At 69.1% G+C, this 24,284-nt stretch carries 27 protein-coding genes; 11 read left to right on the top strand and 16 right to left on the bottom strand.

All coding sequences use genetic code 11. The features are described 5' to 3' along the window. Positions 1–25 precede the first annotated feature (25 nt). Complete coding sequence (locus LK533_RS17030) at positions 26–190, bottom strand: hypothetical protein (RefSeq protein ID WP_229364267.1); 165 nt, start codon at positions 188–190, stop codon at positions 26–28. A gap of 101 nt (positions 191–291) precedes the next feature. Between LK533_RS17030 and tgt the strand changes: the two genes are divergently transcribed. Genes tgt through LK533_RS17050 form a run of 4 tightly spaced genes read left to right on the top strand, consistent with a single transcriptional unit; the run spans position 292 to position 5,491 of the window. Further along, positions 292–1,422 (top strand): tRNA guanosine(34) transglycosylase Tgt, encoded by a 1,131-nt coding sequence (gene tgt / locus LK533_RS17035; RefSeq protein WP_229364268.1) that lies wholly within the window; start codon positions 292–294, stop codon positions 1,420–1,422. Between the two features lie 19 nt (positions 1,423–1,441). Further along, on the top strand, positions 1,442–1,642 hold the full coding sequence (locus LK533_RS17040; protein ID WP_229364269.1) for a hypothetical protein: 201 nt from the start codon (positions 1,442–1,444) through the stop codon (positions 1,640–1,642). A gap of 25 nt (positions 1,643–1,667) precedes the next feature. Further along, positions 1,668–4,511 carry a M16 family metallopeptidase gene (locus LK533_RS17045; protein ID WP_229364270.1) on the top strand — a complete coding sequence of 948 codons (2,844 nt, stop codon included), beginning with the start codon at positions 1,668–1,670 and terminating at the stop codon, positions 4,509–4,511. An 11-nt stretch (positions 4,512–4,522) separates the two neighbouring features. After that, entirely contained in the window at positions 4,523–5,491 is a 969-nt protein-coding gene (locus LK533_RS17050) for a cell wall hydrolase (RefSeq protein ID WP_229364271.1), read from the top strand. Between the two features lie 56 nt (positions 5,492–5,547). Here LK533_RS17050 and LK533_RS17055 read toward each other — a convergent pair whose 3' ends face one another. The 5 genes from LK533_RS17055 to LK533_RS17075 all read right to left on the bottom strand — a co-directional run bounded on the left by LK533_RS17055 (position 5,548) and on the right by LK533_RS17075 (position 10,515). Further along, complete coding sequence (locus LK533_RS17055) at positions 5,548–5,889, bottom strand: hypothetical protein (protein WP_229364272.1); 342 nt, start codon at positions 5,887–5,889, stop codon at positions 5,548–5,550. 218 nt (positions 5,890–6,107) lie between these two features. Beyond that, entirely contained in the window at positions 6,108–6,518 is a 411-nt protein-coding gene (locus LK533_RS17060) for a hypothetical protein (protein ID WP_229364273.1), read from the bottom strand. Between the two features lie 142 nt (positions 6,519–6,660). Beyond that, the gene (locus LK533_RS17065) at positions 6,661–7,272 is read right to left on the bottom strand and encodes a TetR/AcrR family transcriptional regulator (RefSeq protein WP_420705882.1); all 612 of its coding nucleotides are present in this window, start codon (positions 7,270–7,272) and stop codon (positions 6,661–6,663) included. 34 nt (positions 7,273–7,306) lie between these two features. Beyond that, positions 7,307–9,820 (bottom strand): ABC transporter permease, encoded by a 2,514-nt coding sequence (locus LK533_RS17070; protein WP_229364275.1) that lies wholly within the window; start codon positions 9,818–9,820, stop codon positions 7,307–7,309. Next, a complete protein-coding gene (locus LK533_RS17075; RefSeq protein WP_229364276.1) occupies positions 9,817–10,515 on the bottom strand; it encodes an ABC transporter ATP-binding protein in 699 nt (232 codons plus the stop codon). The genes LK533_RS17070 and LK533_RS17075 overlap by 4 nt, the downstream gene beginning before the upstream one ends. 29 nt (positions 10,516–10,544) lie before the next feature. On the opposite strand from LK533_RS17075, the gene LK533_RS17080 reads away from it, so the two are divergent. Continuing rightward, on the top strand, positions 10,545–11,264 hold the full coding sequence (locus LK533_RS17080) for an arylesterase (RefSeq protein ID WP_229364277.1): 720 nt from the start codon (positions 10,545–10,547) through the stop codon (positions 11,262–11,264). A 60-nt stretch (positions 11,265–11,324) separates the two neighbouring features. After that, complete coding sequence (locus LK533_RS17085) at positions 11,325–12,350, top strand: DUF6624 domain-containing protein (RefSeq protein ID WP_229364278.1); 1,026 nt, start codon at positions 11,325–11,327, stop codon at positions 12,348–12,350. A gap of 197 nt (positions 12,351–12,547) precedes the next feature. On the opposite strand, the gene LK533_RS17090 is transcribed toward LK533_RS17085, so the two are convergent. The 8 genes from LK533_RS17090 to LK533_RS17125 all read right to left on the bottom strand — a co-directional run bounded on the left by LK533_RS17090 (position 12,548) and on the right by LK533_RS17125 (position 18,876). Then, positions 12,548–12,901, bottom strand: a complete 354-nt coding sequence (locus LK533_RS17090; protein WP_229364279.1) for a HesB/IscA family protein — start codon at positions 12,899–12,901, stop codon at positions 12,548–12,550. Between the two features lie 14 nt (positions 12,902–12,915). After that, positions 12,916–13,389 carry an SUF system Fe-S cluster assembly protein gene (locus LK533_RS17095; protein ID WP_229364280.1) on the bottom strand — a complete coding sequence of 158 codons (474 nt, stop codon included), beginning with the start codon at positions 13,387–13,389 and terminating at the stop codon, positions 12,916–12,918. After that, positions 13,389–14,603, bottom strand: a complete 1,215-nt coding sequence (locus LK533_RS17100; protein WP_229364281.1) for a cysteine desulfurase — start codon at positions 14,601–14,603, stop codon at positions 13,389–13,391. Before LK533_RS17100 ends, LK533_RS17095 begins: the two co-directional genes overlap by 1 nt. Further along, positions 14,600–15,679 carry a SufB/SufD family protein gene (locus LK533_RS17105; protein ID WP_229364282.1) on the bottom strand — a complete coding sequence of 360 codons (1,080 nt, stop codon included), beginning with the start codon at positions 15,677–15,679 and terminating at the stop codon, positions 14,600–14,602. Before LK533_RS17105 ends, LK533_RS17100 begins: the two co-directional genes overlap by 4 nt. Beyond that, on the bottom strand, positions 15,676–16,419 hold the full coding sequence (gene sufC, locus LK533_RS17110; RefSeq protein ID WP_229364315.1) for a Fe-S cluster assembly ATPase SufC: 744 nt from the start codon (positions 16,417–16,419) through the stop codon (positions 15,676–15,678). The genes LK533_RS17105 and sufC overlap by 4 nt, the downstream gene beginning before the upstream one ends. 2 nt (positions 16,420–16,421) lie before the next feature. Continuing rightward, positions 16,422–16,784, bottom strand: a complete 363-nt coding sequence (locus tag LK533_RS17115) for an endonuclease domain-containing protein (RefSeq protein ID WP_229364283.1) — start codon at positions 16,782–16,784, stop codon at positions 16,422–16,424. Between the two features lie 140 nt (positions 16,785–16,924). Beyond that, a complete protein-coding gene (sufB, locus tag LK533_RS17120) occupies positions 16,925–18,388 on the bottom strand; it encodes a Fe-S cluster assembly protein SufB (RefSeq protein ID WP_229364284.1) in 1,464 nt (487 codons plus the stop codon). After that, complete coding sequence (locus LK533_RS17125; protein ID WP_229364285.1) at positions 18,388–18,876, bottom strand: SUF system Fe-S cluster assembly regulator; 489 nt, start codon at positions 18,874–18,876, stop codon at positions 18,388–18,390. The genes sufB and LK533_RS17125 overlap by 1 nt, the downstream gene beginning before the upstream one ends. Positions 18,877–19,059: 183 nt before the next feature. Between LK533_RS17125 and LK533_RS17130 the strand changes: the two genes are divergently transcribed. Next, positions 19,060–20,085, top strand: a complete 1,026-nt coding sequence (locus LK533_RS17130) for a quinone-dependent dihydroorotate dehydrogenase (protein ID WP_229364286.1) — start codon at positions 19,060–19,062, stop codon at positions 20,083–20,085. A gap of 172 nt (positions 20,086–20,257) precedes the next feature. On the opposite strand, the gene LK533_RS17135 is transcribed toward LK533_RS17130, so the two are convergent. Continuing rightward, positions 20,258–20,575, bottom strand: coding sequence for a 2Fe-2S iron-sulfur cluster-binding protein (locus tag LK533_RS17135; RefSeq protein WP_229364287.1), 318 nt, complete (start codon positions 20,573–20,575; stop codon positions 20,258–20,260). Between the two features lie 66 nt (positions 20,576–20,641). Between LK533_RS17135 and LK533_RS17140 the strand changes: the two genes are divergently transcribed. From LK533_RS17140 to LK533_RS17150, 3 genes are all read left to right on the top strand, one after another. Further along, entirely contained in the window at positions 20,642–21,265 is a 624-nt protein-coding gene (locus tag LK533_RS17140) for a DNA-3-methyladenine glycosylase family protein (protein ID WP_229364288.1), read from the top strand. 85 nt (positions 21,266–21,350) lie between these two features. After that, the gene (locus LK533_RS17145; RefSeq protein ID WP_229364289.1) at positions 21,351–21,812 is read left to right on the top strand and encodes a DUF2721 domain-containing protein; all 462 of its coding nucleotides are present in this window, start codon (positions 21,351–21,353) and stop codon (positions 21,810–21,812) included. Continuing rightward, positions 21,809–22,210, top strand: coding sequence for a DUF4345 domain-containing protein (locus LK533_RS17150; protein ID WP_229364290.1), 402 nt, complete (start codon positions 21,809–21,811; stop codon positions 22,208–22,210). The genes LK533_RS17145 and LK533_RS17150 overlap by 4 nt, the downstream gene beginning before the upstream one ends. A 134-nt stretch (positions 22,211–22,344) precedes the next feature. Here LK533_RS17150 and LK533_RS17155 read toward each other — a convergent pair whose 3' ends face one another. Then, positions 22,345–23,934, bottom strand: a complete 1,590-nt coding sequence (locus LK533_RS17155; protein WP_229364291.1) for an amidase — start codon at positions 23,932–23,934, stop codon at positions 22,345–22,347. A 180-nt stretch (positions 23,935–24,114) separates the two neighbouring features. Between LK533_RS17155 and LK533_RS17160 the strand changes: the two genes are divergently transcribed. Next, entirely contained in the window at positions 24,115–24,270 is a 156-nt protein-coding gene (locus LK533_RS17160; protein WP_229364292.1) for a hypothetical protein, read from the top strand. Positions 24,271–24,284 lie beyond the last annotated feature (14 nt).

Raw genomic sequence — 24,284 nt, forward strand, 5'->3', positions numbered from 1 at the left:
GGACTGGAGAGGGCCAGACAAGCCCTCACCCCCCGCCGATCCCCTCGATCACCTTGCCCGTACCCTCGCATTCCGGACATTCGGCACCATCGATCTGCCCGCTTCCGCTGCAGCGCGGGCAGAGGTTCTCGCCGGTGCCGGGGGTGCCGGGTGCGGCGTCGTCGCCGGGCGACAGGGGTTGTTCGGCCATGGCTTGCTCCTCTTCCTCTTGCCTTCAAACGCACCGCGCCGCCTGACGCTCCCGCGCGATCGCGGCTCGACAGCAGCCGCGCGCAGCGGCATCAGGCGGCCATGTCCCCCCGTTTCGACTTCACCATCCACGCGACCGACGGCCGCGCCCGCACCGGCGAGATCGCGATGCGCCGCGGTACCATCCGCACCCCCGCCTTCATGCCGGTCGGCACCGCCGCTACGGTGAAAGCCGTCAAGCCCGCCGACGTGCGCGCGGCCGGCGCCGACATCCTGCTCGGCAACACCTATCACCTGATGCTGCGGCCCGGCGCCGAGCGCGTCCACCGGCTGGGCGGGCTGCACGGCTTCATGGGCTGGGACCGGCCGATCCTGACCGACAGTGGCGGCTATCAGGTGATGAGCCTGTCGGACCTCACCAAGCGGTCCGAGGACGGTGTCGAGTTCAAGAGCCACCTCGACGGCTCGCGCCACCTGCTGAGCCCCGAACGTTCGATGGAGATCCAACGACTGCTCGGCTCCGACATCGTCATGGCGTTCGATGAGCTGGTGCCGACCACCGCCACGCGCGACGTGCAGGCGCGCGCGATGGAGCGCTCGATGCGTTGGGCCAGGCGCAGCCGCGACGGCTTCGACTCGGGCGGTGCCCATGCCGAGGGTGCGGCACTGTTCGGCATCCAGCAGGGTGCGCTCGACGAGTCGCTGCGCCGCGAGTCGGCCGATGCGCTCAAGGACATCGGCTTCGACGGCTATGCGATCGGCGGCCTGGCGGTCGGCGAGGGCCAGGAGGCGATGTTCGGCGTGCTCGATTATGCCCCCGGCCAGCTCGACGCGACCAAGCCCCGCTATCTGATGGGCGTCGGCAAGCCCGACGACATCGTCGGCGCCGTCGAGCGCGGCGTCGACATGTTCGACTGCGTACTGCCCACCCGCTCGGGCCGCACCGGCCAGGCATTCACCCGCACCGGCCCGATCAACATCCGCAACGCCCGCTTTGCCGAGGATACGGGGCCGCTCGACCCCGAATGCCCCTGCGCCAGCTGCACCGGCTGGAGCCGCGCCTATATCCACCACCTCGTGCGTGCCGGCGAAATCCTGGGCGCGATGCTGATGACCGAGCACAACCTGTGGTTCTACCAGCGGCTGATGGCCGATCTGCGCGCGGCAATCGCGTCGGGCAGCTTATCCATGTTCGCCAACGACTTCCGGACGCGCTATTCCAGTCGCGGATGATCGCACCCGGAGAGGAAAAATGACCGACACCCACCCGATCAACGAGGTCGAAGCCGCCTGCAAGGACGCCAAGCGCGTGCGCGAAGCTGCCGGCGACACGCGTGAGCACGACCGCCCCACCCGCTGGCCTGCCGTGCCGATCAGCATCGGCGTCGGCATCGGCTCCGCCGCGCTCACCGCCGCGCTCCTCTACGCCAACCGTTCCCGCACCAAGCGCTGATTCCAGCGCACACCAAGGCTGATCGATGCTCCATTTCCGCGCGGCACTGCTGCTCGCCACCGCTCTCGTTCCCGCAACCGCCAGCGCGCAACCGGCCCCCGGAGCATCGACCGCCACACCACCGGCTCCCGCCCCGGTGGCCCCGCTCGCCTATACCGAGCGGACGCTGGCGAACGGCCTGAAGGTCTATGCGATCCGTGACACCTCGACGGCGAACGTGTCGGTGCAGGTCTGGTATGACGTGGGCTCGAAGGACGATCCGCGCGGCCGCTCCGGCTTTGCCCACATGTTCGAACATCTGATGTTCAAGCAGACGCGCAACCTGCCGTCGGAGGCGTTCGACCGGCTGACCGAGGATGTCGGCGGCTACAACAACGCCTCCACCGCCGACGACTACACCAACTATTTCGAGGTGGTGCCCGCCAACCATCTCGAGCAGCTGTTGTTCGCCGAGGCCGATCGCATGGCGACGCTGGTGGTGGAGCCGACCAGCTTCGCCTCCGAACGCGGTGTTGTGAAGGAGGAGCTGCGCAGCCGCGTGTTCGCGCAGCCCTATGGCAAGCTGTTCGGCTTCTACCTGCCGATGATCTCCTACACCCGCCACCCCTATGCGCGGCCGGGCATCGGCAGCATCGAGGATCTGGACGCGGCGACGATCGACGACATCCGCGCCTTCCACGCGACCTACTACCGGCCCGACAATGCGGTGCTGGTGGTCGCGGGCAACTTCGATCCCGCACAGCTGAACCGTTGGGTCGACCAGTATTTCGCGCCCGTTGCCCGCCCAAACCGGCCGATCCCGCGGGTGGCCGTCAAGGAACCTGCGCGCACTGCCGCCACGCGCCATGTCGTCCACGCCGAAAACACCCCGCTCCCCGCCGTCGTGCTCAGCTACCAGATTCCGCCGGACAACCATCCCGATCAGGCCGCGCTCGCGGTGCTGAACGCGGTGCTGTCGAGCGGCCGCAGCTCGCGGCTGTACCAGTCGCTCGTCTATCGCGACCAGCTCGCCCAGTCTGCGGAGACCTATCTCGACGGTAGGAAGGACACCGGCGTGCTCGCCGCCTATGCGATCGCCGCCGGCGGCAAGGACATCGATGCGGTCGAGGCGGGCCTCAAGCGCGAGGTCGCGCGCCTGCGCGATGCGCCGGTGACCGCCGCCGAACTTGCCGAGGCCAAGAACGAGATCCTCGCCGCCTCCCTCGCCCGGCGCGAGACCGCCGAGGGTCGCGCCTTTACGCTTGCCAGCAGCGTGATCGTCGACGGCGATCCGCGCGCCGCCGACCAGCAGCTCGCCGCCATCGCCAAGGTGGACGCGGCCGCCGTCCAGCGCGTGGCCCGCCGCTATCTGGGCGAGAATCAGGTCGCGGTGCTCCAATATCTGCCGCAGGCGGACGGCGCCCCTGCCGACACTTCGCTGTCGGTGCCGAAGACGGTCGAGACTCGCCCGCTCGCGATTCCGCCCGGCGTGCCGGTCCACCAGGTCGCGGCCGAGGGTGAGCGCACGCCGCTGCCTGCGATCGGCGCACCCGTGGCGGCCGCGCTGCCGGCGCGTACCGAGACTCGCCTCGCCAACGGCCTGCGGCTCGTGACGGTGCCCAAGCCCGGCCTGCCGCTGGTCGCCGCCACCATGGTGGTCGACACGCGCGAGCTGTCGGCGCCCGGCCGCCGCCCGGAACCGAGCCAGTTCGCGACCGAGCTGCTGACCGAGGGCACCCGCACCCGCTCCGCCACCCAGATCGCGGCCGAGGTCGAGGCGCTGGGCGCCTCGCTCGACACCGGGGCCGAGGATGACGGCGCCAGCGTCTCGCTGCTGGTCGGCACCAATGGCCTAGCACCCGCGATGAACATCCTGGCCGATGTGGTGCGCAACCCCGCCTATGATCCCAAGGAGATCGAGCGGGTCCGCACCCAGTGGATCGACGCGCTCCAGATCGAGCGATCGGACCCCGGCGCGCTCGCCGGCAAGGTCGCGGCGCGCGCGGTGTTCGGCGACAGCCGCTATGGCAAGGTCGGCACCGAGACGAGCTATCGCCAAGTCGACCGCGCGCAGATCGTCGCCGCGCACGGCGAGAGCTGGCGCCCGGACCGCGCCACGCTGATCCTGGTCGGCGACATCACCCCGGCCAAGGCGCAGGCCATGGCAGAACAGCTGTTCGGCGACTGGAAGGCTCCGGCCGGCACGGTGGCGGCACCGGCCGAACCGGCGCTGCCCAAGACCCCGCGCGTCATCGTCGTCGACCTGCCCGGCAGCGGCCAGGCGGCCGTGGTCGTGTCGCGCGCAGCGCTGGCGCGCGGCGACGCCCGCTTCCCGGCCGCGCGGCTGGCGAGCACGGTGCTTGGCGGCGGCTTCTCGTCGCGGCTGAACCAGGAGATCCGCATCAAGCGCGGCCTCTCCTATGGCGCGCGCGCCGCATTGGATGCGGACCGCGGCGTCGGCGCGTTCAGCGCCACCGTGCAGACCAAGAACGAATCCGCCCCCGAAGTCGTCGACCTGATCGTCGGTGAGCTGCAGCGCATCGGCCGCGATCCCGTGCCGACGGCCGAGCTTGCCACGCGCAAGGCGGTGCTGTCGGGCGGGTTCGGCCGCGACGTCGAGACGCGCGGCGGCCTCGCCGGCAAGCTCGCTGCCTATGTGCTCGCGGGCCAGCCGGTCGACGCCATCGATCAGGCGCTCGCCGAGATCGAGGGCGCGGACGCTCAGGCCGTGCAGCAGGTCGCGGGCCAGGTGCTCGACCCGGCCGGCGCGAGCATCGTCGTGGTGGGCGACGCCAAGCAGTTCGCGGACACGCTGCGCAAGCGCTACCCCCAGGCGGAGGTGATCCCGGCGAGCGCGCTCGACCTCGACAGCCCCAAGCTGACGCGCTGACCGGCGGCCGCGTGAGGAGCTGGGGACCGCTTCGCACGCGGCGGCGCGCCGTGCTGCTGCTGGCCGGCGGCGCCGGCCTCGCCTTTGCGGTCCATGCCGGCTCGATCGCGGTCGACCAGCAGCAGCGCGCCGCCGCCCGACGCATGGCGCTGCCGCCGCGCAGTAGCGCGCAGGCGCAGGCCCCTGTCTTTTCGGGCGCACTCGCGGCACCGCAGGCGGGCACCACCGGTACGACGACGCTGCCGGACTTGCCGATCCCCGCGCTGGCGCTGGAAGGGGACGGTTCGATCGTCCCGGCGCAGCCGTTCCACGCGCGCGGCAGCGTCATCGATCAGGCACGCGCGCTCGAATGCCTGACCACGGCCATCTACTACGAGGCGGCGAACGAGCCCGACGACGGGCAGCAGGCGGTCGCGCAGGTGGTGTTGAACCGCGTGCGCCATCCGGCCTTCCCCGCCACCGTCTGTGGCGTCGTCTATCAGGGATCGGAGCGGCGCGGCTGCCAGTTCAGCTTCGCCTGCGACGGCGCCCTTGCCCGAGCGCGTGCCCCCGGACCCTGGGCCCGCGCCCGCCGAGTCGCGGCGCGCGCACTCAGCGGATCGGTGTTTGCGCCCGTGGGCCTGGCGACTCATTACCACACCTATGCCGTCACACCGGCGTGGAACCGCTCGCTGGTGATGACCGGCGCGTTCGGCGCCCATTTCTTCCATCGATGGAAAGGCTGGTGGGGAACCGCGGACGCCTTCGCCGATCGCTATGTGGGCCACGAGCCGGTACCCGGCCCGCACGTCCGCTCCCCGCTGGATCCCCTGCCGCTTCCGCAACCGACCACTGCCGCCCCGGCGGAGGCTGCCCCAGCAGAGCCGCTGCCGGTCGCGCCGCGCACCGCCCCGACGCCCGCACCCCAGCCGCCCGAGAACAGCCTGCCGGAATCCGCCATCCGCGACCGCTGGAAGGATTCGGGCAAGCCGCTGCGCTGATGCAGCGACGCCCCGCCGTTGCCGGCGAGGCGTCCCGGAAGTCCGAAGCGACAGGCTCAGCGGCGGTGGCCGCGATGCTCCTGGCGATCATGCTTCTCGTAGCGCGTGCGTGCGGTCAGCTGGTCCAGGCGACGGTCGAGGTCGCGCCGCTCGCTGACGGACAAACCACCGCCGCTGCGGCGATAGCGATTCTCGAGTTGCGCGATCTGGCGAACCTCGGTGCGCAACTGCACGGCCTCGCGGCGGTTGAGCTGGCCGCTGCGCACGCCCTGGTCGATGCGACGCTCGATGGTCGCCTGGCGCTGATTGACGCCCTGCCACGGAGCGGCGCTGGCGGCGGTGGGCAGTGCGGTCACGGCGATCCCGAGGCCCGCAATCATCAGTGCGATCTTCTTCATGGTGACACTCCTCAAAACCGACCGTCGTTCGGTCGAGAAGCAATCTGGGCCTGGCTCGTCGCGCAGGTTTGTCAGCAACACCGCTTTTGTGTCGCCGTCTGTCGCAAGTGCGAGCGGTTCGTTCAGCTTCGCACGGGCTTGGTCTACTCCGCAAAAAAAGAAAGGGCGGCTCGCCCACGGCAAGCCGCCCCAAGGGGGACGAAGGGAGCTGGTAAGCGTCAGGCAGCGCGGGTGCGCGTTCCGGCGAGACGCCCGCGACCGATGCTGGTCAGCAGCGTCTCGAACTGGTTGGTGGTGAAACCGGCTTCCAGGAAGCGGCCGATCTCCGACTTGGGCAGATTGTCGCCGCGGTGCCATGCCAGCACAGAGATACGACGCAGCGCCTCCAGCCGTGGATCGGCGAGCGGCAGGCGGGCCCGCATGCCGAACACGGATGCCAGCGCCACCGCAATGCGGCCCGGCTGCTTCAGGCTGGAAAGCCGCTCGCCCCGCGCGATCGCGACTACCGACCACTCAAGCGCCGACAAGCCTGTGGCGGCCGGTACCGGATCGGCCTTGGGCGCCGGTGCGGCGACCCATGCCTTGGCAGCGGCGGCGCCGCCCAGTTCGCTGAATGTCAGATAGCCCATGGCCTTCCCTCGCTTGGCAGATGGGCCGGACCAGGGGGGATGCCGCTGTCGTGCCCTCAATACCTACTGGGCGGTATAGAAGCAGCTCGTGGCCGTCAATGACATTCCATACCCGGCGGTATATTTTCTTGAAACCCAGCGTTCAGGCGCTCGGCCACATCGCCAGGCTGGTGTCGACAAGGGCGTCCAGTGCCTCGCGGCTGGCACCCGCACCCGCCTGGACGCTGATGCCCTGGAGAATGGCCACCAGATAGGCGGTGAGCCCGGTCGCATCGATCGACGCCGACAGATCGCCCTCGGCCTTGGCACGCTCGAAGCGGGCGACCACGGCATCCTGCGACGACGCCCGGCGCTTGATGACCTCGTCACGGATCCCTTCGGCATCGGCCCCACAGGCGACCGAGCTGATCACGCCCAGGCAGCCGCGCGGACCCGACGCGCTCGCATGGCTCTCCACCGCGCCGCGCAGCAGCCGCTCGGCCACTCCGCGCGCCGTCGGTGCTTCCAGCGCGACGTTGATATAGCCGAGCTTTTCCTGCTCGTAGAGGTCCAGCGCCTTGCGGAACAGCGCTTCCTTGTTGCCGAACGCGGCGTAGAGGCTGGGGCGGGTGATGCCCATCGCCTCGGTCAGGTCCGACAGCGACGCCCCCTCATAGCCCTTGCTCCAGAAGACGCGGAGCGCGGCGGCCAAAGCCTCGTCGACATCGAATTCGCGGGGACGACCCCGACCGGAACAGCACAGCACGCTTTTCATAATTCCTGTCATATAAACAACTTAGCGCCGACCGCTAGAGCTGCCGCAAGGCGCGTGCCGGACGGACGCCCAGGATCGGGAGCGCCCCCAGGATGCCGATCAGCAGCGTAACGCCCGCCCCTGCCGCAAGCGTACCCAGCACCGCCCCATAGTTCGGCAGCCAATCGAATGCGAAGACATCCACCACCACATACCAGGCACCCGCCAACCCCAGCCCGAGCGCCAGCACGGCGACGGCGAGGCTCAGCAGCACATATTCCAGCGCCTGCACCGCCAGCACCTGCCCCCGCGTGGCGCCCAGCGTCTTCAGGATCACGCCGTCATAGGTTCGCGCTTCCCGCGCCGCGGCAATCGCGCCGATCAGCACCGCGATGCCGGCCAGGATTGCGACCGAGGCTGCGGCGGCGATCGCCGTCGCCATCTGGCTCACGATGGTACGCACCTGCTCCACCACGCCGCGCACCTCGATCACCGAAACCGAGGGGAAGCGCGGCAGCAACGCACGCGTGACCGCCCCCTCCTGCCCCTTGGACAGGTCGATGGTGGCGGCCAGGTTGTGCGGCACGTCGGAAATGGCGTTGGGGCTGAACACCATCACGAAGTTGAAGCCCATCGTGTCCCAGTGAATGCGGCGGAACGAGGCGACCCGCGCCTCCCGCTCCACCCCCAGCACCGAAAAGCCGAGGGCGTCGCCGATCCGCAAGCCCAGTGCCCGCGCGAGGTCGACGTCGAGGGAGACGAGCGGCGGCCCCGCATAGTCCCTGGGCCACCACTTGCCCTCGACCAGTTCGTTGCTGTCGGGAAGCGTCGCCGAATAGGTAAGCCCACGCTCGCCCCTGAGCGCCCAGGCCCCCTCGGGCAGCGTCTTGAGGTCGGCGACCCGCGTCCCGGCATAGGCGGTGATCGTGCCGCGCATCAGCGGCACGGTGCGGATCTCGGCCGCCGGGGCCGCCGCGGTGACGGTGCGCCGGAACGCATCGACCTGGTCGCGCGGCACGTCGAGCGCGAACAGCGCCGGAGCCTTTTGCGGGATGGTCTCGCGGATGTTCGCATCGATGCTCGTGCGGATCGCCGCCAGCAGCACGAACAGGGTGAGCCCCAGCCCGAGTGCCACCACCAGCGTCACCGTGCGCGCCCCCGGCCGGTGCAGCCCGGTAAGCGCCAGCCGCAGCAAAGGCCCGCGCGGACGCGGCAGCCGCTGGGCGAGCCAGCGCACGCCCCAGCCAAACCCGGCGAGCAGCAGCAGCGCGCCCGCGATCGTCGCCAGGAAGCCGGCGGTGAGCCCGGGCTGGTCGGCGGTAGCAACCGCGATGCCGACGATCAGCGCCCCTGCCCCGCCCGTCCAGGGCAGCACGCGCCGCCACGGCGCGCGACGCAGGTCCAGGCTGCCGCGCAGCAGCCCGGCGGCGGGCACCGTGCCGGCCCGCACCAGCGGCGGCGCGGTAAAGGCAAGCGCGGTCAGCAGGCCATAACCCGCCGCCAGCGCCAGCGGCGCCGGATGGATGGCGAACTCCGGCGCGACCGGCAGCACGTCGCCCGCCACCCACAGGATCAGCGGCACCGCAGCGATCCCCGCGATCACCCCGAGCAGGATGCCGATGCCGGCGACCACTGCCACCTGCAGCAGATAGACGCGCGCGATCCCACCCGAGGTCGCGCCAAGCACCTTCAGCGCCGCAATGCTGCCGCGGCGGCTGGCGAGATAGGAGCCGACGCCATTGCCCACGCCGATGCCGGCGATGGCGAGCGCGGCAAGCCCGACGAGCACCAGGAACTGGCCCATGCGATCCAGAAAGCGCGCCGCACCCGGCGAGGCGCGATTGCGCGTCTTGCTCTCCCAGCCGCCGTCGGGAAACGCCCTCTTGATCGCCTCTGCCGCCGCATCCGGCGACCGCCCGGCGGGCAGTGCGACGCGGTATTTGGTTTCGTACAGGCTCCCCGGCTGGATCAGCCCGGTTCGGGCGACCCCCTCCAGCGAGACGATCGCGACGGGGCCAAGCGTGAAGCCCTCCCCCAGCCGGTCGGGCTCGTCGGCGATGATGCCGGCAATGGTGAAGCGCGCGCTACCCAGTCGCAGCGGCTCGCCGACCCTGACGCCCAACCGCTCCGCCAGCCCAGGCGCGATCCACACGCGCGTCGGATCGGCAGGATGGGCGGTGCTTCCGTCTGCGAGGCGCAGGTTGCCGTACAGGGGGTAGGCCTGGTCGACTGCCTTGAGGGTGACGGGCACGGTCTGTGGCCCGGTCGTGCCGCCGTCGCGCACCGCCATCGCCTGCATGCTGCTGGTCTGCGACACCCGGCCGAGGCGCGCAAAGGCCGTGCGCTCGGCATCCGTAGCCCCACGCTGCGACGTCGCGAACTCGACGTCGCCGCCCAGGATCGCGGCGCCACGCGCCTTCAACTCGCCGTCGATCGCGGCCGACAGGCTGCCGATCGCAGCCAGTGCGCCGACGCCTAAGAACATGCACACCAGCAGCAGCCGCAGGCCGCGGAAGCGCCCGTGCAGTTCGCGCCGCGCCAGCCGCCAGGCCAGCCGCCATTCGCTCATCGCGTCTCGTCCCGCGCGATGCGTCCGTCGGCGAGCGAGACGATGCGGTCGCAGCGTTCCGCCAGCGCGGCGTCATGGGTGATCACCACCAGCGTCGCCCCCGTCACCGCGCGCCGTTCGAACAACAGGTCCATGATCGCAGCGCCGGTGGCGGCATCGAGGTTGCCGGTCGGCTCGTCGGCGAACACGATCTCCGGCCGCCCGGCAAGCGCGCGGGCGATGGCGACGCGCTGCTGCTCGCCGCCCGAAAGCTGGGCAGGATAATGGCCCAAGCGATGACCGAGCCCGACCGCGTGCAGTTCCGCCTCCGCCCGCGCGAACGCGTCTGCCGCGCCTGCCAGTTCCATCGGCACCGCCACATTCTCCAGCGCGGTCATGGTGGGGAGCAGGTGGAATGCCTGGAGCACGATGCCGATCCGCCCGCGCCGGGCGCGGGCCAGTGCATCCTCGTCGAGGGCGCCGAAGTCGAGCCCGGCCACGGTAACGCTGCCACCGGTCGCGCGTTCCAGCCCGGACAGCACCGCCATCAGCGACGACTTGCCCGAACCCGACGCGCCGAGCAGCGCAAGGCTGGTGCCGCGCGCGACCGACAGGTCGATCCCGCGCAGGATCGGGGTCGCCGCATCGGCAGCGCCCAGCGTCAAGGTGACATCGCGGGCGACGATCACCATATCGCCGTGGTCGGTGTTGAGCATGTCGGAGGATCGCGTTGGAGAATGGAAGTGTGCGTTATGGGGCGGGTGCGCTGCTTCTCCAAGCACTGCTGCTCGGCGGCTGCGATGACCAGAGCGCGCAGGGCGTCGCGCCCGAGCAGGCGAATACGCCGATGAACGACGCGCAGCCGACGGCCACGCCCGCCGCAAGCGTGCCCCAGGGCCCCGAGCGGCTGGTGCTGGCGTTCGGCGACAGCCTCTATGCCGGCTATGGCCTGGCGCGCGGGCAAAGCTTCCCGGACGGGCTCCAGACCGCGCTGCGCAGCGCGGGGATCAACGCGACGGTGGTCAACGCCGGCGTCTCCGGCGACACGACCGCGGCCGGTCGCCAACGGCTCGCCTTCTCGCTCGACAACCTCAAGCGCACGCCGGACCTGGTGGTGCTGGGGCTGGGCGGCAACGACGTGCTGCGCCAGATCCCGCCCGCCACCACGCGCGAAAACCTCAAGGTGATGCTGGACGAGCTGAAGCGCCGCAAGATCCCGGTCGTGCTGACCGGCATGATGGCGCCGCCCAACCTGGGCGCGGACTATGCCGGCACCTTCAACCGCATCTTTCCCGAACTCGCCGAGGAATATGACGCGGTGCTCTATCCGTTCGTCCTCAACGGCGTGATCGGCAACCCGACGCTGATGCAGGCCGACCGCGTGCACCCCAATGCGAAGGGCGTGCAGCAGATGGTTGTGCGGATTGCCCCGGTGGTGACGGAACGGCTGCGGCGGCTGGAGTAGGAGGAACTTCCGACCGGATCGGTCGCTACACCGCGACCGATTTGACATCCGGGCCGCCGCTTGGTCCTCTTCGGCATGCGCTCCGTATGTCTGCTGCTGCTTTCCTGGCTGCTGGTCGGTACTGCGCCGCCGCTGCCGGACGCTCTGAAACCCTATGTTCACGAGGGCCGCTTCGACCCCGGGGACTACGGCTGGATGCGGGGGCGGTTCGAAGACGCGAGGCCTGCGGACAAGGAGGCGACTGCAGCCATTTCGGCCTGGCTGGACGCGTGTTTCATGACAGACATGGCTGAAACGCGCGCCGAACTCCGCGCAATGGGCATTGCCGATCCTAAGCTTGAGCGCGGCGCTTTCCGAGATCTCCTGTGCGCTCAGGTCGCAAGCGCACCCTACCCGATCGACCTACATTCCTTTTCGAAGTTCGAGCAGGCGGTCAGCACCGGACGACCTGTTGCGGAAAGCTATTTGGCTGCCACGCGAGCGGCCGAGCAGGCGGGAGGAGCCAAAGGACCTTCGCTTAGGGATGCGTTGCTGGCGCGCCCTTTGCGCGAGCAGATGCTCAGGCTCGGCCTCGGATGGGGTGAGGGTGACATGCAGAACGTTCCTCCGCTCCCATCCGATACAAGGGCGGTCGTGGTATCGCGTTTCGCTGTAGCATTGGCGGAGACGGACCGTAGCAACACGCAATGGCTCAAGAAGATCATTGCGGATCGAGGTTGGCCGAAAGCATCCGAGATCGGCCAAGACGGCGCGAGGGAGGCCTGGCTGTTGGTCCAACATGCAGATGCGGACCCTGCGTTCCAGCTCAAGGCGTTGCGCTTGATGCAGCCCCTGCTGGCTACCGGCGATGTCTCCAAGCGCAATTATGCTTATCTGCACGACCGGGTCATGCTGAAGTTGATTGGCAAACAGCGCTACGCGACTCAGGTTACCTGCGAAAACGGCAAGCGGATCCCCCTGCCATTGGAAGATCCTGAGCATCTGGATCGGCTACGCGCGGAAGTTGGCCTTGAGCCCCTTCCTACGTACATGGACCAAATTCGAGAATCGGCAGGGGAGTGTCCGCGTTCAGTCCCTGCCGACTGAATGCTGCCTGTGCTCTGATCACCAGCCGGACACAAGGTCAGCATCCAGACGCACTGCACCGCACCTCGTCCCGTTAGCGAGGTGGATACTGACTCCCGTCAGGATGGCGAGGGTGTCTCGCAAGCGCGTCGTTCGAAGCGCAGTCGGGCGTGGCGGTTGCCGATCAAACCGACCCTGCCTCTGCAGGCGCGTACCCCTCAGACCGTGAAGCTCTCGCCGCAGCCGCAGGCACCCTTGGCATTGGGGTTGTTGAACACGAACCCAGCGGTGAAATCGTCCTCGACCCAGTCCATCGTCGAGCCGACGAGGTACAGGATCGAGCCGCCGTCCACGAACAGCGTGCCGCCGGCGGTGTCGATGCGCTCGTCGAACGGCTTGGCCTCGGTCACATAGTCGACCGAATAGGCGAGGCCCGAACAGCCGCGGCGCGGGGTCGACAGCTTGACGCCCACCGAGCCGTCCGGCGCCTTCGCCATCAGGTCGGCGATGCGCTGCTCGGCTGACGGCGTCAGCGCGAGGGCTGCGGGACGGGGGCGAAGGGTGGTAGCCACAACGTGTTCCTTGCTTACAGCATTCCGAGTTCGAGCTTGGCCTCGTCGGACATCTTCTGCGGGTCCCAGGGCGGATCCCAGATCAGGTTGACCTCGGCCGTGCCGACGCCCGGCACTGCGCCGACGCGCAGCTCGACCTCTCCCGGCATCGATTCCGCGACCGGGCAATGCGGCGTCGTCAGCGTCATGGTGACGGCGACATGGCCGCCCTCCGTCACGTCGACGCCATAGATCAGCCCCAGGTCATAGATGTTGACCGGGATTTCCGGGTCATAGATTTCCTTCAGCGCCTGGATAACGCCGTCATAGATCGCGCCGCCGGGCTCGCCCGCCGACTGCGGCTCGGGCTTCTGCGCCAGGAAGCCGTCCAGATAGTCGCGGCGGCGCGGTTCGGCCGCCGGGGCGTCGACCACGTCGTCCACGCGCGCCTTGCGCGGTGCGTCGACCGCGTCGACCTCTTCCACTGCGATCCTGCGTGTCTCGTCCATTACCCGAAGATCCTGCTCACTCGTTCCAGTCCGCGCACCAGAGCATCCACATCAGCGGCGGAGTTATAAACGCCGAAGCTCGCGCGCGCCGTCGCCGGCACGCCGAGCCGATCCATCAGCGGCTGTGCGCAATGATGGCCGGCGCGGATCGCCACGCGTTCCTCGTCCAAGATGGTGCCGATGTCGTGCGGATGCACCCCCTCGATCGCAAAGCTGACGATGCCGGCGGAATCCTCCGGCCCGAACAGCGTGACCGAGTTGATCCGCCCCAGCCCCTCGCGCGTGGCGGCGACCAGCGCCGTCTCGTGCGCGTGGATCGCGTCCAGACCGATGCCGGACACATAATCGATCGCGGCATGCAGCCCGAGCACGCCGACGATGTGGGGCGTCCCCGCCTCGAACCGGCCCGGCGGCGGCGCATAGGTGGTGCGCTCGAAGGTCACCCGGTCGATCATCGACCCGCCGCCCTGGTAGGGCGGCATCGCTTCCAGCAGCTCGCCCCTGCCCCACAGCACGCCGATGCCGGTCGGGCCATAAAGCTTGTGGCCGGAGAAGACGTAGAAGTCGCAGCCGAGCGCGCGGACGTCGACCGGCAGCCGCGCGACCGCCTGGCAGCCGTCGATCAGGATCTTGGCGCCGACGCCGTGCGCGAGCGCAGTCGCGCGCTGCACGTCGAGCACCGAGCCCAGCACGTTCGAGACATGGGCGAGCGCCACGAGCTTATGCTCCGGCCGCAACATGCGCTCCATGACGTCCAGGTCGATGCGCCCATCGGCGGTGAGCGGCACCACGTCGATCGCCGCACCCACGCGCTCGGCGACCATCTGCCACGGCACGATGTTGCTGTGGTGCTCCAGCATCGACAGCAGGATGCGATCGCCGGCCTTCAGCTGCGTGCCGGCCCAGCATTGCGCGACCAGGTTGATCCCCTCGGTCGCGCCGCGCGTGAAGACGATCTCGTCCGACGAGCCCGCGCCGATGAAGCTCCCGACCCGCCGCCGGGAGGCCTCGAATGCCAGCGTCATGTCGGCCGAACGCTGGTACACCCCGCGGTGGACGGTGGCATAGGTCTCGCCATAGCCGCGCGCGATCGCGTCGAGCACCGGCCGCGGCTTCTGCGCGGTGGCGGCGGTGTCGAGATACGCCCAGCCCGCCGGGATCGCCGGGAAGTCGGCGACCACGTCGAGCGGGCGGGTGTCGGCGAGCACGCTCACAGCGCCGCTTCCAGCCAGCGATCGGCGTCGGCCACGAACGCCTCGCGCACCGTCTCCTGGCCGATACGGTCGAGCGAATCCGCCACGAACGCACGGGTCAGCAACGCCTTGGCGCGCGGGCGCGGCACGCCGCGGCTCTGGAGGTAGAAGAGCGCGCGATTGTCGAGCTCGCCCACGGTCGCGCCATGCGCGCACTTCACGTCGTCGGCAAAGATCTCGAGCTCGGGCTTGAGGTTCACCGTTGCCGTGCGCTGGAGCAGGATGCCGCGCAGCGACTGTTCGCCGTCGGTCTTCTGCGCACCGCGCGCGACGTCGACCCGCGCGGCGAGGCTCGCTGCCGACTGGTCGGCGGCAACCGCGCGCCAGGTCTGGTGGCTGGTGCCGCGCTCGGCCGCATGGCGGACGGTCACCGCACACTCCTGCCGCTGCTCGCCGCGGGTCAGCAGCGCGCCGCCCATTTCGGCATAGGCGTCGGTGCCGCTGACGACCAGTTCGCCGTCGATGCGGCTACTCATGCCACCGGCACCCAGGAAGGTAGCGGCATAGCTCGCCGCCTGGCCGACATCGACCTCGTCGCGGATCGAAACGAACCCGTCCGCCTGGATCAGCCGGACCGAGCGCATCAGCCGCGCACCGCGGGCGAGCTCGATACGGGTCTGGCGATTGGCCCAGCCGCTGCCGACGAACGTCTCGACCACAGAGGCCGCGGCATCGGCCGCCAGCACGATCGAGCCGCGCAGGTGATTGCCGCCACCCGAGCCGAGATGCACGATCTGGATCGGATCGGTTACCGCTTCCTGGCCAAGCTCCAGCGCCCAGCCTTCGCCAGGAGCAAAGCGGGCGAGCGGGTGCTCGCTGGTCCAGGCCCGGCTGCCGACCGCAACCGGTCCCGGCGCGCTGCGCGCGGCGTCATAGACGCCGTCGACAAACACCAGCCGCGGGCCGTCGATCGGCAGCAGCGCGGAGTCCAGATCGGGCGCAACACCGCGCGGGCTCTCGGCCGCGCGCTGCAGCGCCGGCAGGTCCGCCCAGCGCCACCGCTCCGACTTGGGCGAAGGAAGTTCGAGCGTGCTCACGCGGCCACCTGCGCGTAGCCCTCGCGCTCCAGCTCGTGCGCGAGTTCCGGGCCGCCGGTACGCACGATGCGGCCGTCGGCGAGCACATGGACGACGTCCGGCTTCACGTAATCGAGCAGCCGCTGATAGTGGGTGATCAGGATCACCGCCTTGTCCGGCGCGCGCATGATGCGGTTGATGCCGTCGCCGACGATCCGCAGCGCGTCGATGTCGAGGCCGGAGTCGGTCTCGTCGAGGATCGCGAGCTTGGGATCGAGGATCCCCATCTGCACCATCTCGTTGCGCTTCTTCTCGCCGCCCGAAAAGCCGACGTTCACGGGACGCTTGAGCATCTCGGCATCCATGCTGAGCGCATCGGCCTGCGCGCGGGCGAGCTTCAGAAACTCGCCGCCCGACAGCGGCTTTTCGTCGCGGGTTTTGCGCTGGGCGTTGAGCGCCTCGCGCAGGAACTGGACGTTAGAGACGCCGGGGATCTCGACCGGATATTGGAAGCCCAGGAACAGGCCGGCGGCGGCGCGTGCGTCCGCCTCCATCTCCAGCAGGTCCTCGCCTGCGAAGGTCACCGAACCCTCGGTCACTTCATAACCGGGGCGACCGCCGAGGACGTAGCCCAGCGTCGACTTGCCGGCGCCGTTCGGCCCCATGATCGCGTGCACTTCGCCCGCGTTTACGGTGAGCGTCAGGCCCTTGAGGATCGGCTTGCCGTCGATCTCGGCGTGAAGGTTGTTGATTTCGAGCATCGTCATCTTTCAAGCCCCTCCCCTTCAGGGGAGGGGTTGGGGTGGGGACCGGACCAGCGATCCGGCGCGTTGTTCAATGCGTGCGCAATATGCGTGAGCACGCCTTCCATGTTGTTCAGCACGTCGCGATTGGTGACGCGGACCACAGTGTAGCCATGTGCAACAAGCCAAGCGTCGCGCACCGTATCCGCGCCCTCCGCATGGGTGTTGCCGTCAACTTCAACCACCACTGCCTTCTCCGGGCAGAGGAAGTCGGCGATATAGCGGCCGATTACTGCCTGACGCCGGAACTTGAAGCCTGCGAGCTTGCTGCCGGACAGCGCACGCCAGAGCCGCTTTTCAGGCTCGGTCGGTTCGCTGCGCATGGCGCGGGCATGGGCCTGCAACGGGGCAAGTGTCTGCTTGGACAGGCCCCACCCCTTGCCCCTCCCCTGAAGGGGAGGGGTTTGCTCATTCTCTAAGCCCCTCCCCTTCAGGAGAGGGCTTGGGGCGAGGCCTTCCTGGTTCACCCCACGCTCCCCTCGAGGCTGATCCCCAGCAGCTTCTGCGCTTCGACCGCGAACTCCATTGGCAGCTGCTGCAGCACTTCGCGCGCGAAGCCGTTGACGATCAGCGCGACCGCCGCTTCCTGGTCGAGCCCGCGCTGCATCGCGTAGAACAGCTGGTCCTCGCTGATCTTCGACGTAGTCGCCTCATGCTCGATCTGCGCCGACGGATTGCGCACCTCGATGTACGGCACCGTGTGCGCGCCGCACTGGTCGCCCAGCAGCAGGCTGTCGCATTGGGTGAAGTTGCGGACGTTCTCCGCGGTCGGCCCCACGCGGACGAGCCCGCGATAGGTGTTGTCCGAACGCCCGGCCGAGATGCCCTTCGACACGATCGTCGAACGCGACCCCTTGCCCAGATGGATCATCTTGGTGCCGGTGTCGGCCTGCTGGCGGTTGTTGGTGACGGCGACTGAATAGAATTCGCCGACGCTGTTCTCGCCCGCCAGGACGCAGCTGGGGTACTTCCAGGTGATGGCGGAGCCGGTCTCGACCTGCGTCCACGACACCTTCGAGTTCTTGCCCTGGCACAGCGCGCGCTTGGTGACGAAGTTATAGATGCCGCCGACGCCGTTCTCGTCGCCCGGATACCAGTTCTGCACGGTCGAATATTTGATCTCGGCATCGTCCAGCGCGACCAGCTCGACGACAGCCGCGTGGAGCTGGTTCTCGTCCCGCATCGGCGCGGTACAGCCCTCGAGATAGCTAACGTACGCGCCCTTGTCGGCGACGATCAGCGTGCGTTCGAACTGGCCGGTATTCTCCGCATTGATGCGGAAATAGGTCGACAGCTCCATCGGGCAGCGCACGCCCTCCGGGATGTAGACAAAGGTACCGTCCGAGAAGACCGCGGAATTGAGCGTGGCAAAGTAATTGTCACGCTGCGGCACGACCTTGCCGAGCCACTTTCGGACCAGCTCGGGATATTCCTTGATCGCCTCGCTGATCGAGCGGAAGATGACGCCCGCGGCTTCCAGCTCCTTGCGGAAGGTGGTGGCGACCGAGACGCTGTCGAACACCGCGTCGACCGCAACCTTGCGCGCGCCCTCGACCCCGGCGAGCATCTTCTGCTCCTCGATCGGGATGCCGAGCTTTTCATAGACGCGCAGGATTTCGGGATCGACCTCGTCCAGGCTGCCGAGCTTCGGCTTCGCCTTGGGCTCCGCGTAATAATAGGCGTCCTGATAGTCGATCGGCGGGACGTTGAGCTTCGACCAGTCCGGCGCTTCCATCGTCTGCCACAGGCGGAACGCCTTGAGCCGCCAGTCGAGCATCCATTCGGGCTCGCCCTTCTTGGCGCTGATGTAGCGGACGGTGTCCTCGCTCAGTCCCTTGGGCGCGAAGTCCTGCTCGATGTCCGAGGAGAAGCCCCACTCGTACTTCTTGTTCGCGGCGGCGAGCGCCTCTGCGTTCTTGGTAGCCATTATGCGTGCACTCCGGCACCGGGACGAAGGCCCGGCTCCAGTTGGGAAAGGGTCTGTTCGGCAGGCTCGCTGCCGACGGGGTAGGAAGAAGAAATCGTCGCCAGGCTCACCGAGGCGAGCGCATCGCGGACCAGCGCATTCACGCCACCCCAGTGCGGGCGGACCCGGCAGCTTCCCTCGACCGCGCAGTCGTGCCGGTCGGCGTCGACGCAGGTGGTAAGCGCGATCGGTCCCTCCACCGCCTCGACGATGTCAGCAAGCGAGATCGCCGCTGCCGGTCGCGCCAGGCGGAAGCCGCCGGCAGCGCCGCGCCCGGTCTCGATCAGCCCGGCGGCCGACAAGCGGCTCACCAGCTTCTGGACGGTCGGCAGCGGCAGGCCCGTGTCCTCGGCCAGCCGCGTCGCGTTGAGCCGCGCCACGCCACCGCAATGGCGCGCGGTCGCGCTCATCATCACGACGGCATAGTCGGCAAGGCTCGAAAGACGCATGGCTCCCAATCGGATCGTTCCGGTCTGAATTGCAGATGGTGGTGCGGACCGCGTGGGTCAACCGGATTTTGCGGCTACGAAGCTCGCGCCGGCCTTATTCTTCCGATCACAGTCATCGCCGCCCGCCATCGTCGCGCAGCCAGGGGCTTTGACCCCCTTTCCCGCCGCTGCCATAGCCCGGTCATGCGCTTCTACCATCCCCTGCTGTTCGCGCTCGATGCCGAGCGAGCCCATCGCCTCACCATCCGGATGCTGTCCGCCTGGGGTGCCGCCGGCACGCCGCTCGCGCCCGGTGCCGGCCGCGACCTGCCGGTCACGATCGCAGGCCTGCGCTTCCCCAATCCGGTCGGGCTTGCCGCCGGGGTCGACAAGGATGCCGAAGCGGTCGCCGGCTTCTTTGCGCTCGGATTCGGATCGGTCGAGGTCGGCACGCTGACCCCGCGGGCGCAGCCGGGCAATCCGCAGCCGCGGCTGTTCCGGCTGGTGGAGGACCGCGCGGTGATCAACCGCATGGGGTTCAACAACGGCGGGCTCGACGCGGCGCTCGACCGCATCGCCCGAATGCCGCAGCGTCGCGGCGTGCTCGGCATCAACGTGGGCGCCAACAAGGAGTCGGTGGCGGGCGACAGCGCCATCGCCGACTATGTCGCCGGCATCACCAAGGCCGCGCCCTTCGCCGACTATCTGACGATCAACATCAGCTCGCCCAACACGCCGGGCCTGCGCAACCTGCAGGCACAACCGGCGCTCGGTGAGCTGATCGCCGCCTGCGACGCTGCACGCCACACGGGCGGCAAGGGCGTGCCGCTGTTCCTGAAGGTCGCGCCCGACCTCGACCGCGCCGGGCTGGAAGTCGCCGCCCGTGCGGCGATCGACGGCGGCATCGACGCGCTGGTCGTCTCCAACACCACCATCTCGCGGCCGGCGGGGCTGCGATCGGTTCATGCCGGGGAGACGGGCGGGCTTTCGGGGGCGCCGCTCGCCGAACTCGCCCGCGCAAAGCTCGCCGAAGCGCGCGCGATCACCGGCGGGCAATTGCCGCTGGTCTCGGTCGGCGGCATTGGTTCGCCGGACGAAGCTCAGCGGCGGCTGGATGCGGGTGCCAGCCTCGTCCAACTCTATTCGGCGCTCGTATTCGAAGGCCCGGGCTTGGCCCGGCAGATCGTAAACGGACTGCGCGCCAGCCGACCGCCCGCCCCCGCCTTCTAGGGGCTCTTCGCGTCTCCCGCCGCCGTGCTCCCGCGAAGGCAGGAGCCCAGGGTTTCAACGAACCGCACTCCGTTGTCCTGCGCGGCCCCGTATCCCTGCCTGCGCAGGGATACGGCAGGATGCGACGGTTTGCCCCCTCTTCGTCAGTAGGACGACGAGGGATGAGACCCCCTCAGTCCTCCGCGGCGATGGTCACGCGCAGGCCGTCGAGCGCCGGGGTGAACTGGATCTGGCACGACAGGCGTGAGCGTTCGTCGCGGTCCGAGGTGCTGTCGAGCAGCTCGTCCTCGTCCTCGCTCATCGTCGGCAGCAGCGGCAGGAACTCCTCGTCGACATGCACGTGGCAGGTTGCACAGCTGCAGCAGCCGCCGCACAGCGCCAGCAGCTCGTCGAAGCCGGCGTCGCGGATCACTTCCATCACGCTCAGCCCGACTTCTGCGGGCACGCTGCGTTCTTCTCCTTCGCGCGTGGTAACGGTAAGCGTGGGCATGCATTTTCTCCAGAACAGCTGGCAGGGCATTGGCGACCGCCGCCGCCAAATTCAAGGCGCACGGGCATGGGCCTGAGTGCGGAACAGCTGCGCGAGGCGCTCGACGCGCTCGCCACGATCGAACCGGCGTTCGCCGCCGCCGTCGGGCGCGTCGGCTATCCGCCACCCCGCATCCGCGAGCCGGGCTATGCCACGCTGCTGCGCACGATCGTCGGCCAGCAGGTCAGCGTGCATGCCGCCGCCGCGGTATGGCGCCGGCTGGAGGAAGCGCTGGGCACCGCAGACGACCCCGCCCGCCTCATCGCCGCCGACGACGAGACGCTGCGCGCCGCCGGCCTCTCCCGCCAGAAGATCGGCTATGCCCGCAGCCTGGCCGAGGAAGTGGCGAGCGGCCGCCTCGACCTCTCGGCGCTCCCCAAGGACGATGAGGAAGCCATCACTGCCCTCACCCGCATCAAGGGGATCGGGCGCTGGTCGGCCGAAATCTACCTGCTGTTCGCCGAAGGTCGCCCCGACATCTGGCCAGCCGGCGACCTGGCCGTGCAGGTCGAGGTCGGCCGTATCCTCGGCCATGCCGAGCGGCCCAACGAGAAGCTGGTCCGCGTCCTGGCCGAGCCGTGGCGCCCGCACCGCGGTGCTGCCGCGATCCTCGCCTGGCACCATTACAACAGCAAGATGGAAGTGATCTGAGCGCCTTTGCCGGCCCGGCACCACGTGCCTGGCCCCCGCTACCATTTCGCTTGCGCAACCCCGGTCCCGGACGAATAACAGGCGCGTGGCATTCTCCCCCGTCCTCTCCACCGTTGCGGAAACGATCCAGGTCGCGATCGCGCCCGTCTTTCTGCTCGCCGGCCTCGGCGCGATCCTGAACGTGATGGTCGGGCGGCTTGCCCGCATCGTCGACCGGTCGCGCCAGCTGGAAGTGCTGCACGTCAGCACGACTGGTCTGGAGCGGCAGCGGCACATCCAGGAGCTGCGGCTGATTGACGGCCGCATCCGCACGATCAACACCGCGGTCTATCTGAACGTCATGGCCGCGATCGCCATCTGTCTGGTGGTGGCGATGCTGTTCGTCGCCGAACTCGGCAACTTCCAGATCGGTCAGGTGATCGCCGTCGCCTTCATCATCTCGATGCTGCTGCTGACCGGCGGGCTCATCTGCTTCCTGATCGAAATCCATATGTCGGTGCGCGCGATCCGCGTCCGCTCGGACCTGCTCGAACTGCCGCTGCCGTGAGCCGCAGCGCCGAGCGCCGGCTGCTGCAGGGGGTGGTGGCGCTGCTGTGCCTGATCCCGCTGTCCACCGCCAGCGCCGGTATCCTTGGGGGCGCCGAGTGGCTGGCGCACACGCCCGTACGCGCCGATCTCGACAGCCACTTCCGCTATCTGTCCGGCATCTTCCTGGGCCTGGCGCTGGGCTTTGCCAGCTGCATCCCGGCGATCGAGCGCCAGGGGGCGCGCTTTTGCCTGCTGGGGATGATGGTGGTGATCGGCGGGCTGGCGCGCGCGTGGTCGCTGCTGTCGGTGGGTGCGCCGTCCACCGGCCACCTCGTCGGCCTGTGCGTGGAACTGGGCGCAGTGCCGCTGGTGCTGCTGTGGCAGGCCAGCCTCGCCCGCCGCTGGCGGCACGGCTAGGGGGCAAGCCCGCTCCCGCGCGCACCGTATCCCCGCGCAGGCGGGGATCCAGGGTTCAGCGGAACAACGGCGGTGGCCGGTAACCCTGGGCTCCTGCCTGCGCAGGAGCACTGCGATGCCAGCCGCTGGCGCCCCTACCGCGCCGCCTCCAGCCCGCCGTCGGTCGGCACACTCGCGGCATAGCCCGGCTTCACCCGCATCCGCCCGCGCTGCTCGAACGCATAGCCTGCTCCCAGCAGAAGCGCCTCGCTGTACTTCGGCCCCAGGAAGGAGAGCCCGGCGGGCAGGCCCTGCACCAGCCCCATCGGCACGGTCAGGTGCGGGGTGCCGGCCACCGCCGGAAGCTCGCTTGCCGACGGCGGCATGAAATGGTCGCCATGGACGGGATCGGACAGCCACGGCAGGCCATAGGTCGGCGACACCAGCAGCTGCACCTGTGCCTGGCCGAGCATCGCGTCGATCCCCTCGGCGCCCGCCAGCCGCAGCGCCTTGGCGCGCGCCGCCTTGTAAGCCGGGTCGTCCAGGCCAGGCATCTTCTGCGCCTCTTCGAACGTGTCCTGGCCGAAAAAGCGCAGTTCCGCATCGCTATGCGCCGCGTTGAAGGCGATGATGTCGGCGAGCGTCCGGCTCTTCACCGCGGGCGGCGTGGAGGCGAGATAGGCGTTGAGGTCGGCCTTCAGCTCGGCCTTGAGCACCAGGAACTCCGCCTCGCCCAGCCCCTCCAGCTTGGGCGGGGTCACGTCGACCAGGGTCGCACCGGCCGCACGCAGCACCGCCAGCGCCGCGTCATAGCGCTTGGCCAGCGCCGCCGACATTTCCGGCCGCAGCACGCCCACGCGCACGCCCTTCAGCGCATCCGCAGAGAGGCCCGCCGCATAGTCGCTGCGGTGCCGGTCGGCGTCGCGGGTGGTCGGGTCCGCCGGGTCGCTGCCGACCATTGCGGACAGGAGCAGCGCGGCATCGCGCACGCTGCGCGCCATCGGTCCGGCCGTGTCCTGGCTGTGGCTGATCGGCACGATATGGGTACGGCTGACCAGGCCGATCGTGGGTTTGAGCCCCACCAATCCGTTCATCGCCGCCGGGCACACGACCGAGCCGTCGGTCTCGGTTCCCACCGCCGCCGCGGCGAGGCTCGCGGCCGCCGCGGCGCCGCTGCCGCTCGACGATCCGCAGGACGTGCGATCGAGCGCATAGGGATTGCGCACCAGGCCGCCGACCGCGCTCCACCCGCTCATCGAGGCGGAGGAACGGATGTTCGCCCATTCGGACAGGTTGGTCTTGCCCAGAATGACCGCCCCTGCCGCGCGCAGCCGCGCCACCACCGGCGCGTCACGCCCGGTGCGATTGTCCTTCAGCGCCAGGCTGCCTGCGGTAGTCGGCAGCTCGCGCGTCTCGATATTGTCCTTCACCAGGATCGGCACGCCATGCAGCGGACCCCGAACGCGGCCGGCACGCCGTTCGGCGTCCAGCGCCCGCGCCTGCGCCACCGCATCGGGGTTGATGGCAATGACGCTGCGCAGCGTCGCCCCCTGCCGATCGAGCGCCTCGATCCGGGCGAGATAGGCGCGAGTCAGCGCCTCGCTGCTGGTGCCCGCCGAAAGTGCCGCTGCCGCGTCCGAAAGCGAAAGCTCCTCGACCGCTGTCTTCTCCTGCGCCACCGCGTGGCCCGTAACCGCAAGCGCAACCAGCGCCGCTCCCATCATCCCAGCCTTCAGCCGTCGCATACACTCAACCCCTTGTCTCGGGCCTAGCTTGGAGCCACCCGCGGCAGCTTGCAAGCCGGACCGCCGGGGCGCCGACCGAGTGCGCCGGAACAGTCCGGAACGGCCGCATCAAAAATTTTTCGCCGTGCGGTTTTCGCTTGAAGCCTAGGTATTTCCACGCGTCGCGCGGCCATCGAACCGATGAATGCCGGATTCATTGCGGCGAAGCGGCTTGCCTCCCGAACCGCTTTGCGCGACACCAAGTCTTGTGGTGGCGCCCGGGAAGCGGCGCTACTTCTGGTATTCGGCGTACGCTTCCACAATGAACGTTATGCAGCGGAAAAGCTGCGTTTTTGATGGTGCCAGGGTCA

It is taken from the genome of Sphingomonas sp. PL-96 (genome assembly GCF_020707215.1).
GTDB lineage: Bacteria > Pseudomonadota > Alphaproteobacteria > Sphingomonadales > Sphingomonadaceae > Sphingomonas.

Bases quoted from the DNA above. Each gene is read 5' to 3' on its own strand.
- LK533_RS17075 (WP_229364276.1), bottom strand. From the start codon at position 10,515: ATGCTCAACACCGACCACGGCGATATGGTGATCGTCGCCCGCGATGTC.
- LK533_RS17060 (WP_229364273.1), bottom strand. From the start codon at position 6,518: ATGGGCTATCTGACATTCAGCGAACTGGGCGGCGCCGCCGCTGCCAAG.
- LK533_RS17030 (WP_229364267.1), bottom strand. From the start codon at position 190: ATGGCCGAACAACCCCTGTCGCCCGGCGACGACGCCGCACCCGGCACC.
- sufB (WP_229364284.1), bottom strand. From the start codon at position 18,388: ATGGCTACCAAGAACGCAGAGGCGCTCGCCGCCGCGAACAAGAAGTAC.
- LK533_RS17155 (WP_229364291.1), bottom strand. From the start codon at position 23,934: ATGCGACGGCTGAAGGCTGGGATGATGGGAGCGGCGCTGGTTGCGCTT.
- LK533_RS17160 (WP_229364292.1), top strand. From the start codon at position 24,115: ATGAATGCCGGATTCATTGCGGCGAAGCGGCTTGCCTCCCGAACCGCT.
- LK533_RS17040 (WP_229364269.1), top strand. From the start codon at position 1,442: ATGACCGACACCCACCCGATCAACGAGGTCGAAGCCGCCTGCAAGGAC.
- tgt (WP_229364268.1), top strand. From the start codon at position 292: ATGTCCCCCCGTTTCGACTTCACCATCCACGCGACCGACGGCCGCGCC.
- LK533_RS17135 (WP_229364287.1), bottom strand. From the start codon at position 20,575: ATGCCCACGCTTACCGTTACCACGCGCGAAGGAGAAGAACGCAGCGTG.
- LK533_RS17070 (WP_229364275.1), bottom strand. From the start codon at position 9,820: ATGAGCGAATGGCGGCTGGCCTGGCGGCTGGCGCGGCGCGAACTGCAC.
- LK533_RS17065 (WP_420705882.1), bottom strand. From the start codon at position 7,272: ATGAAAAGCGTGCTGTGCTGTTCCGGTCGGGGTCGTCCCCGCGAATTC.
- LK533_RS17055 (WP_229364272.1), bottom strand. From the start codon at position 5,889: ATGAAGAAGATCGCACTGATGATTGCGGGCCTCGGGATCGCCGTGACC.
- sufC (WP_229364315.1), bottom strand. From the start codon at position 16,419: ATGCTCGAAATCAACAACCTTCACGCCGAGATCGACGGCAAGCCGATC.
- LK533_RS17130 (WP_229364286.1), top strand. From the start codon at position 19,060: ATGCGCTTCTACCATCCCCTGCTGTTCGCGCTCGATGCCGAGCGAGCC.
- LK533_RS17095 (WP_229364280.1), bottom strand. From the start codon at position 13,389: ATGGACGAGACACGCAGGATCGCAGTGGAAGAGGTCGACGCGGTCGAC.
- LK533_RS17045 (WP_229364270.1), top strand. From the start codon at position 1,668: ATGCTCCATTTCCGCGCGGCACTGCTGCTCGCCACCGCTCTCGTTCCC.
- LK533_RS17125 (WP_229364285.1), bottom strand. From the start codon at position 18,876: ATGCGTCTTTCGAGCCTTGCCGACTATGCCGTCGTGATGATGAGCGCG.
- LK533_RS17115 (WP_229364283.1), bottom strand. From the start codon at position 16,784: ATGCGCAGCGAACCGACCGAGCCTGAAAAGCGGCTCTGGCGTGCGCTG.
- LK533_RS17140 (WP_229364288.1), top strand. From the start codon at position 20,642: ATGGGCCTGAGTGCGGAACAGCTGCGCGAGGCGCTCGACGCGCTCGCC.